Annotated in this window: 7 protein-coding genes; 3 read left to right on the top strand and 4 right to left on the bottom strand. The window is 60.3% G+C overall.

Translation table 11 applies throughout. The annotated features are described in order from the left end of the window. Positions 1-190: 190 nt before the first annotated feature. From ALO64_RS12420 to ALO64_RS12415, 3 genes are all read right to left on the bottom strand, one after another. Positions 191-1843, bottom strand: a complete 1653-nt coding sequence (locus ALO64_RS12420; protein ID WP_408002903.1) for a methyl-accepting chemotaxis protein — start codon at positions 1841-1843, stop codon at positions 191-193. Between the two features lie 41 nt (positions 1844-1884). Continuing rightward, positions 1885-2157 carry a hypothetical protein gene (locus tag ALO64_RS26815; RefSeq protein WP_408002902.1) on the bottom strand — a complete coding sequence of 91 codons (273 nt, stop codon included), beginning with the start codon at positions 2155-2157 and terminating at the stop codon, positions 1885-1887. A gap of 184 nt (positions 2158-2341) precedes the next feature. Beyond that, positions 2342-3262 (bottom strand): LysR substrate-binding domain-containing protein, encoded by a 921-nt coding sequence (locus ALO64_RS12415; RefSeq protein WP_044343510.1) that lies wholly within the window; start codon positions 3260-3262, stop codon positions 2342-2344. A gap of 155 nt (positions 3263-3417) precedes the next feature. Here ALO64_RS12415 and ALO64_RS12410 point away from each other — a divergent pair, with 155 nt between their 5' ends. Then, the gene (locus tag ALO64_RS12410; protein WP_044343509.1) at positions 3418-4797 is read left to right on the top strand and encodes a NorM family multidrug efflux MATE transporter; all 1380 of its coding nucleotides are present in this window, start codon (positions 3418-3420) and stop codon (positions 4795-4797) included. Between the two features lie 12 nt (positions 4798-4809). Here the strand turns inward: ALO64_RS12410 and ALO64_RS12405 are convergent, their stop codons facing one another. Continuing rightward, complete coding sequence (locus tag ALO64_RS12405; protein ID WP_016982710.1) at positions 4810-6474, bottom strand: putative bifunctional diguanylate cyclase/phosphodiesterase; 1665 nt, start codon at positions 6472-6474, stop codon at positions 4810-4812. A 205-nt stretch (positions 6475-6679) separates the two neighbouring features. Between ALO64_RS12405 and rep the strand changes: the two genes are divergently transcribed. Together rep and ALO64_RS12395 are read left to right on the top strand one after the other, a co-directional pair. Further along, positions 6680-8689 carry a DNA helicase Rep gene (rep, locus tag ALO64_RS12400; RefSeq protein WP_004660029.1) on the top strand — a complete coding sequence of 670 codons (2010 nt, stop codon included), beginning with the start codon at positions 6680-6682 and terminating at the stop codon, positions 8687-8689. 53 nt (positions 8690-8742) lie between these two features. Further along, the gene (locus ALO64_RS12395; protein WP_002551388.1) at positions 8743-9312 is read left to right on the top strand and encodes a xanthine phosphoribosyltransferase; all 570 of its coding nucleotides are present in this window, start codon (positions 8743-8745) and stop codon (positions 9310-9312) included. Positions 9313-9363 lie beyond the last annotated feature (51 nt).

Genomic DNA, 9363 nt, shown 5'->3' with positions numbered 1-9363 from the left:
TCCAGCGTGGGAATGCCTTTCGTGACGCTCTGCGTCACAAGTCTGCGCCGCACCGCAAACGCAAGACCGGACGCGGAGCGTCCAGAACGGCATACCCACGCGGAGCATGGGTACGATGGTGTTCTTGAGAGCACTTATCGCTCTCCGACGCGGAGCATCGGCACGATAGTCGTGAGGCTTCCAGCAGCCATCAACGGAACCGGTCAACCTCGTTACGCAGTTCTGTCGCCAACCCATTCAGCTCCTGAGCGGTGACCGCCAGGTTGGACATCACCTGGCGCTGTTCGCTGTTGGCCATGGCGATGCTTTGCAGGTTGCTGCTGAGCATGGTGGCGGTGCTGCTTTGTTCCTGGGTGGCGGTGGTGATGGCGGCGAACTGGTGACCGGCCGAGCGGCTTTGTTCGTCGATCTGGGCCAGTGCCGAGGCCACTTTGGCGTTAAGCGACAGGCCTTCCTGCATCAGGGTGTTGCCCTGTTGCATGGTGCTGATGGCGTTGCCGGTTTCCTGCTGAATGCTGGCGATCATGCCGGAGATTTCGTCCGTCGCTTCACGGGTACGAGAAGCCAGGCTGCGCACTTCATCGGCCACCACGGCAAAGCCGCGGCCTTGTTCACCGGCACGTGCGGCCTCGATGGCGGCGTTGAGTGCCAGCAGGTTGGTCTGGTCGGCAATCGAGGTAATCACCCCGACAATGCTGCCGATCTCCTGCGAACGCTGGCCCAGTGTGTCGATGACCGTTGCTGTACTGCTCAGCGAGGTTGCGATCTGTTGCAGCGATGAAGACGCCTCGTCCATCGAGGTACGACCAATGCGCGTCTGCTGCGCATTTTCCTGTGCCAGACGCTCGGTATTGCTCATGTTGTCAGCGATGTTCATCGACGTGGCGCTGAACTCCTCGACGGCACCGGCCATGCTGGTGATCTCGCCGGACTGTTGCTCCATGCCCTCGAACGCGCCGCCGGACAGGCCGGACAATGCGTGGGCGCGCGTGCTGACTTCCTGCGCCGCGGTGCGGATATGCGACACCATGGATGACAGCGCTTCGCTCATCTTGTTGAAGCTGCCCGACAGTTGCCCGATCTCGTCGTTGCTGGTCACATTGAGGCGTACGCTCAGGTCGCCCGCACCCAATGCATCGGCCTGGCGTACCAGTTCGGACAGTGGACGCAGCTTGCTGCGCAGTAGCCAGATCGCGCTGATCACTGCGATCAGCATGGCCAGCACACTGCCGATGGCCAGCTGGGTGCCGACGTTCCAGGTCACTTCACTGATTTCGTCACGCGGCATGCTGGCGATGACGGTCCAGGGGCCGCCGGCGAACGGCTGGCCAACGCTGTAGTAGTCGTCATCGCCGTCATCCCAGAACTGCGCCTTGCCCGGTTTGCTGGCGAGGTCGGCAACGGACTTCGCTGCACCGTCCAGAGATTTGACGCCCGCCGGCGGAACCAGCCAGGCACCTTTTTCGTCCAGCAGTGCCAGCGAGCCGGTAGAGCCAATGCGAAAGCTCTTGAGGTTATCGAACTGGGTTTTCTGTGCGTCGGTGTAATCGAAGCCCACAAACAGCGCCGCAATGATCTTGCCGCTGCTGTCGCGAACCGGGCTGTACTGAGTCATGTAATAGCGATCAAACAACACCGCTTTGCCCACATAGCTCTGACCGGCGATCAAACGCTCGTAGGCTGCGCCCTTGCGATCCAGCACGGTACCGATGGCGCGCGTGCCATCCTGTTTGCTCAGAGAGGTGCTGATACGGACGAAGTCGTCGCCGCTGCGCACGAAAATCGTCGCCACGCCCGCGGTCATCGAGCGGAATTCATCAACCTCGGCAAAATCGTTGTTCAGTGCGGTATCACGCAGAAACAGGCCTGGCGTGGAAGTGCCCGCTACCGTGACCGGTGCAGGTTCAGGCCACCGGCAAAGCGCTTTTCGAACAGACCACTGAGGCGCTGAGTGCTATCGCGCAGGGTGCTGTGGAACGTGCTCAACTGGTCGGCGAGCAATCTGGCTTCGCTCGACATGTGCTCTTCGCGAATGACCAGGTTGGACGCGTCCAGAGACCTTAACGCGAACAGGGTGCTGCCGCTGATAACCACAGCCAGGATCACGGCCAGAGCAATACCGAGTTGCGAGGCAATTCGGGTACGGGGCTTGGACATAGAGACTCCATGCCGAATGATTGGAGTTGCCTGATCCGTGGCTTACCATTCAGCGAACAAATTAATGAGTGTTTTAAGCTGCCTGAACAGGCATTCGTTAAGCAGTGCTTCGGCCACCAGAGTCGTTACTTGAGTAACGGTCGCGACATTAACCAATGATGGCAGTTCAATACTAAACTAATTTTTAATGCAGTACTTCAACTAACGGCAACTCCATAGCGTTGACTTCCGTCTGCAGAAAATCGCTGAGGCGACGCAACCTCTCTGCGCCGGGCCTTGTGTGCGGCCAGACCAGATAATAATTTTCTCCGCTGAATACCGCGGTGCGCCACGGCAGGCTCAGACGGGCCTGCGCCACGTCTTCGGCGACCATAAGTAAGTCGCCCATCGATACGCCGTAACCGCGTGCTGCTGCAATCATTCCCAGCTCAAGCGTATCGAACACCTGCCCGCCTTTGAGCGACACCTGATCGGCCAGCCCCATGCGGTTCAGCCAGGTGCGCCAGTCACGCCGGTCAGGGGTGGGATGCAGCAACTCGGCCTTGGCCAGCCGCTTCACGTCCCATGGCGGGTCCTTCAACAACGTAGGTGCCCCCACCGGAATCAACAGCTCCGGGAACAGCAAAGTGGCTTCCCAGTCCGAGGGGAAATGCCCGTGACTGAGTAAAATCGCGCAGTCGAAAGGCTCCAGAGTAAAGTCCACGGCATCGATATCCATCCAGGCGCTGGTCAGCTGCACCTCGTTGCCTACTTGCAGATGACGGAAGCGACTGAGCCGCGCCAGCAACCAGCGCATGGTCAGCGTCGATGGCGCTTTCATGCGCAGAATGCCTTCGTCGGTCTGCAAGGTGCTGCAGGCTCGCTCAAGCGCCAGAAACCCATCACGCACGCCGGGCAACAGCGCACGCGCTGATTCAGTCAGTTGCAAGTTGCGCCCGTTGCGCTGAAACAAACGACAGGCAAAGTGTTCTTCCAGCGTGCGGATGTGACGGCTTACTGCACTTTGAGTGATCGAAAGCTCCTCGGCCGCCCGCGTGAACGAAGTATGCCGCGCCGCAGCTTCAAACGCCCTTAGTGCATAAAGAGGGGGGAGACTGCGAGGCATATGGCGCTTCCTGCTGGCGATGAGTGGCTACTTTACTGCAAATCGTCTCAGATGAGTTTTACTCATGCAGCGCATCAGGTTTATCGTTTTGTGCTTGCGCGTCCAACCGCCCAGAATAGGCGCTCATCCGAACTCCGCCGTAGAGCACCGCCCACATGCAGCCTGCACTTAAAGAACTCTGGATCATCCTGCGCCTTGCCGGGCCGCTGATTGCATCGCAGATGGCGCACATGCTGATGGTGTTCACCGACACGGTGATGATGGGCAAGATCGGCCCGGAGGCGCTGGCAGGCGGTGGCCTGGGTGCGGCCACGTACAGCTTTGTTTCATTCTTTTGCGTGGGCGTGATGGCTGCGGTCGGCACGCTGGTCGCGATTCGCCATGGTGCAGGTGATACCGAAGGTGCGACGCGCCTGATCCAGGCCGGTCTGTGGCTGGCGTGGGGCATGGCGCTGGTTGCCGCGCTGCTGCTGTGGAACCTCGAGCCCATCCTGTTGCAGTTCGGCCAGGCCGAAGCCAACGTGCATATGGCTGCCCAGTTTCTGATCACCCTGCCCTTTGCACTGCCTGGCTTGCTCAGCTTCATGGCTTTGCGCGGCTTCACCAGTGCACTTGGGCGTGCGGGGCCGGTGATGACCATCAGTCTGGCCGGTGCGGGCGCAAACTTCGTGCTCAATTACGCGATGATTCATCAATGGCTCGGGCTGCCGAATCTGGGGCTGATGGGCATCGGGCTGGTGACCGCGATCGTGACCAACTGCATGGCCTTGGCGCTGGCACTGCATATCAAGCGCCATCCGGCCTACGCGGCGTACCCGATCAGCAAGGGGCTTTCGAAGCTGTCGCGCACCCACCTGAAAGAACTCTGGCGTCTCGGCCTGCCGATTGGCGGGACCTATGCGGTGGAAGTCGGCCTGTTCACCTTCGCAGCGTTCTGCATGGGGGCAATGGGCAGTACGCAAATGGCCGCGCACCAGATCGCCCTGCAGACAGTGTCCATGGCGTTCATGGTTCCGGTGGGAATGTCCTATGCGGTAACCATGCGTATCGGCCAGCATTATGGCGCGGGCAACCTGTTGATGGTGCGCGTGGCGGGCCGTCTGGGCATCGGTTTTGGCGGCTGCGTGATGCTGATGTTCGGGTTGCTGTTCTGGCTGGCGCCTAATGCGGTCATCGGCCTGTTTCTGGATATCAATGACCCGGCCTTTGCCGAGATTGTCGTGCTGGCCGCAAAACTGCTGGCCATTGCGGCCCTGTTCGAGTTCTTCGACGGTACTCAGACGATTGCGATGGGGGCGATTCGCGGGCTCAAGGATGCGCGCACCACGTTCCTGATCGGTCTGGGCTGTTACTGGCTGATTGCCGCGCCTGCCGCATGGTTGCTCGGCTTTTCTACCGATGCCGGTGCTTCAGGCGTCTGGTGGGGGCTGGCGCTGGGTCTGTTCTGCTCGGCCGTGGCGCTGACCTATGCGTTTGAATGGAAGACGGCTCGCCTGTTGCGTCGGGAGGCAGCCGGGTTGGCGGTGCCGGCCTGATCCGGCGCGCCGTCATCCGGAGTTTGATGCACCCGTATTGGCGGCTTCCGAGCGCAGGTAAGCCACCAGATCCGCTATCGGCAGCGGCCTGCTGATCAGATAACCCTGCACCTGGTCGCAGCCGAAATCGCGCAGCAACTCCAGTTGCCCGGCGGTTTCGACGCCCTCGGCGACCACTTCCAGGTTCAGGTTGTGGGCCAGCTTGATCATGGCGTTGACCAGCTTGCGGTTCTCTTCGCGTAGCTCCATCTGCCCGACAAAGCCCATGTCGATCTTGAGCAGCGCGATGGGCAGGCTGTTGAGGTGCATGAACGATGAATAGCCCGTACCGAAATCATCCAGCGAGAAGCGCACACCCAGCCGCCGCATTGCGTCCATGGTCTGCAGGACCTGATCGCTGCGGCGCATGACGGCAGTTTCGGTCAGTTCGAACTCCAGCCAGTGCGCGTCGACGCTGAGCTCCTCAATCAGGCGACTCAGTGTCGGCAACAACTGGCTGTCCTGAAATTGCCGGAACGACAGGTTGATCGCCATATGCAACGGCGCAAATCCTTGCTCGCGCAGGGCCTGCATGTCACGCAGGGCGCGGAAGATGACCCAGTAGCCGAGCGGCACGATCAGGCCGCTTTGCTCGGCCAATGGCACGAATTCACTGGGCGGCAGCAGCCCGCGCGCCTGGTGGCGCCAGCGTACCAGCGCTTCCAGGCCGACAACGCGCCCGGTCTCCAGGCACAGCCGTGGCTGATAATGCAGCTCCAGTTCATCGCGGCGCAGGGCTCGTCGCAGCTCGCCTTCCAGATCGGCCAGGCTGCGGGCGTTGCGGTTGATGCGCTCGTCGAACAGATGAAAGGTGCAGCCCTGCATGCTCTTGGCCTGGCGCATGGCGATGTGCGCGTGCCACATCAGCGGGTCTGCTTCGGGCCGGGTTTGTGAATGGGCAATGCCCAGGCTGCAACCCAGCAGCAGGCTTTCGCCATCGACCCAGTAGGGTTCGGACAGCACGTCAGTAATTCGCTCGGCCAGTTGCATGGCGCGTGCAGGTGTTGTGCGGGTGTCAATCAACAGGGCGAATTCGTCGCCGCCCAGGCGTGCAAGCTGATCGCCCGCAGCGAGCTGGTTTTTCAGACGTGCCACGACTTGCAGAATCAGTCGGTCACCGGCCTGATGCCCCAGCGAATCGTTGGCGCGGCGGAAGTTGTCCAGGTCCAGATGCCCCAGCGCCAGGCTGCCACCCTCGGCCAGACGCGCCGTCAACAGCGCCTGAAAACCCTGACGATTGGCGATGCCGGTCAATGGGTCCTGACCGACCAGACGCCGCAGGCTGTCTTCCAGGCGACTGCGCTCGTGGACATAGCGCAGGCAGCGGCGCAGCGCATCGCCGGTCAATGCATCGCGCACCAGCCAGTCACTGACGCCACTCGGTCCGACCAGCGGTTCCTTTTCGAGCAGCACCACGGTGGGTAGCAGGCAGGTTCCGGTTCTGGGCTGCAGGTCGGGCGTTGTCAGCAGCACGGTGCTGCGCTCGTTAGCGTACCCGGCGCTGAAAGCGTCCCAGTTCTCGCCATGCAGAAGTATTACGTTGCTGCCCGGCGCAGTGAGGCAATCACGCAGCAGCGCGTACCAGAAAGGCTCGTGCGCCAATAACAGCAATCGCAAGGGTTCGACAGGTGTAGGCAATCTAACTTCCTAAGTGCAAAGGAAAAACCGGTGGCCGCACTCCCGCTGGAGCGTGACAAATACACGTATCGTTGCGTCGCGGCGCAAATGTAACAAAAACAGAAGAATTAGATAGCGATCACTGCCTGACTACGATGACCGCTGCACAAACCCGTGGGCCTGTTAAAATGCCCGACCTTTTTTACAGACGACTCTTCATACCGCCATGTCCCGACTCAATCCCCGGCAGCAGGAAGCCGTGAACTACGTCGGCGGCCCTCTTTTGGTGCTCGCCGGTGCCGGTTCCGGCAAGACCAGTGTGATCACCCGCAAGATTGCGCACCTGATCCAGAACTGCGGCATCCGCGCCCAGTACATTGTCGCCATGACCTTTACCAACAAGGCCGCTCGCGAGATGAAGGAGCGCGTCGGCACGCTGCTCCGAGGCGGCGAAGGACGAGGCCTGACGGTCTCGACCTTCCACAACCTGGGTCTGAACATCATCCGCAAGGAACACACGCGGCTGGGCTACAAACCGGGCTTCTCGATCTTCGACGAGACCGACGTCAAGGCCCTGATGACCGACATCATGCAGAAAGAGTATTCGGGCGACGACGGTGTCGACGAAATCAAGAACATGATCGGTTCGTGGAAAAACGACCTCATCCTGCCTGCCGACGCGCTGGAAAACGCCCGCAACCCCAAGGAACAGACCGCCGCCATCGTCTACACCCACTACCAGCGCACGCTCAAGGCGTATAACGCGGTGGACTTCGACGACCTCATTCTGCTGCCGGTCAAGCTGTTCCAGGAGCACGCCGACATTCTGGAGAAATGGCAGAACAAGGTGCGTTATCTGCTGGTGGATGAATATCAGGACACCAACGCCAGCCAGTACCTGCTGGTTAAACTGCTGATCGGCTCGCGCCACCAGTTCACCGTGGTGGGCGACGACGACCAGTCGATCTATGCCTGGCGTGGTGCGCGACCGGAAAACCTGATGCTGCTCAAGGACGACTACCCGTCGTTGAAAGTCGTCATGCTGGAGCAGAATTACCGTTCCACCAGCCGCATCCTGCGCTGCGCCAACGTGCTCATCTCCAACAACCCGCACGCCTTCGAAAAGCAGCTGTGGTCCGAGATGGGCCACGGCGACGAAATCCGTGTCATCCGTTGCCGTAACGAAGATGCCGAAGCCGAGCGCGTGGCGATGGAAATCCTTACCCTGCACCTGCGCACCGACCGGCCCTACAGCGACTTCGCCATCCTGTATCGCGGCAACTACCAGGCCAAGCTGATCGAACTCAAATTGCAGCACCACCAGGTGCCGTATCGACTCTCCGGCGGCAACAGCTTCTTCGGTCGCCAGGAAGTGAAAGACCTGATGGCGTATTTTCGTTTGCTGGTGAACCCGGACGACGACAACGCCTTCCTGCGGGTCATCAACGTGCCGCGTCGTGAAATCGGCTCGACTACGCTGGAAAAACTCGGTAATTACGCCACCGAACGCAAGGTGTCGATGTACGCCGCCACCGAAGAAATCGGCCTGGGCGAGCACCTGGACAGCCGTTACACCGACCGTTTGCAGCGCTTCAAGCGCTGGATGGACGGCGTGCGCCAGCAATGCGCGCAGAACGACCCCATTGCCGCGCTACGCAGCATGGTCATGGACATCGACTACGAGAACTGGCTGCGGCAGAACAGCTCCAGCGAAAAGGCCGCTGATTACCGGATGAGTAACGTCTGGTTCCTGATCGAGGCGTTGAAAAACACGCTGGAAAAGGACGAAGAAGGCGGTATGACCATTGAGGAAGCCATCGGCAAGCTGGTCCTGCGTGACATGCTTGAACGTCAGCAGGAAGAGGAAGATGGTGCCGAAGGCGTGCAGATGATGACCTTGCACGCCTCCAAGGGTCTGGAGTTTCCTTACGTGTTCATCATGGGCATGGAAGAAGAGATCCTGCCGCACCGCTCCAGCATCGAAGCCGACACCATCGAAGAAGAACGCCGTCTTGCCTATGTCGGCATTACGCGCGCGCGGCAGACTCTGGCCTTCACGTTCGCCGCCAAGCGCAAGCAGTACGGTGAAATCATCGACTGCGCGCCAAGCCGCTTTCTGGATGAGCTGCCCCCGGATGATCTGGCCTGGGAAGGCAATGACGACACTCCGACGGAAGTCAAAGCCGTTCGCGGCAATACCGCGCTTGCCGATATTCGCGCCATGCTGAAACGCTAGTCGACAAACGAAATTGATCATTTATTGCGCAATGGCGCAGTCTAGGAATTGAAGTGGAAGCACTGCACAAGAAGATTCGCGAAGAAGGCATCGTATTGTCCGATCAGGTGCTGAAAGTCGATGCGTTTCTCAACCATCAGATCGATCCGGCCTTGATGAAGGAAATTGGTGACGAATTCGCCCGTCTGTTCGCCGACGCTGGCGTGACCAAAATCGTGACCATCGAAGCTTCCGGCATTGCGCCGGCCGTCATGGCGGGTCTGAACATGGGCGTGCCGGTGATCTTCGCCCGCAAGCACCAGTCCCTGACCCTGACCGAAAACCTGCTGTCGGCGACCGTGTACTCATTCACCAAGCAGGTGGAGAGCACCGTGGCGATCTCGCCGCGTCATCTGAGCAGCGACGATCACGTGTTGATCATCGATGACTTCCTCGCCAACGGCAAAGCCTCGCAGGCGCTGATCTCGATCATCAAGCAGGCCGGTGCGACCGTGGCCGGGCTGGGGATCGTGATCGAGAAGTCCTTCCAGGGCGGCCGTGCCGAACTGGATGCACAGGGCTATAGAGTGGAATCGCTGGCGCGGGTTGAATCCCTGGCCGGTGGGGTTGTGACGTTCAAGTAACGTGTTCAAGGGAGGACGCAGAGCGTCCGGAAAGGCATGCGACGCGGAGCG

Source organism: Pseudomonas meliae, from assembly GCF_001400515.1.
Lineage (GTDB): Bacteria > Pseudomonadota > Gammaproteobacteria > Pseudomonadales > Pseudomonadaceae > Aquipseudomonas > Aquipseudomonas amygdali.
The sequence above is the reverse complement of the archived record's forward strand: the minus strand, read 5'-3'. Positions and strand labels throughout refer to the sequence as shown.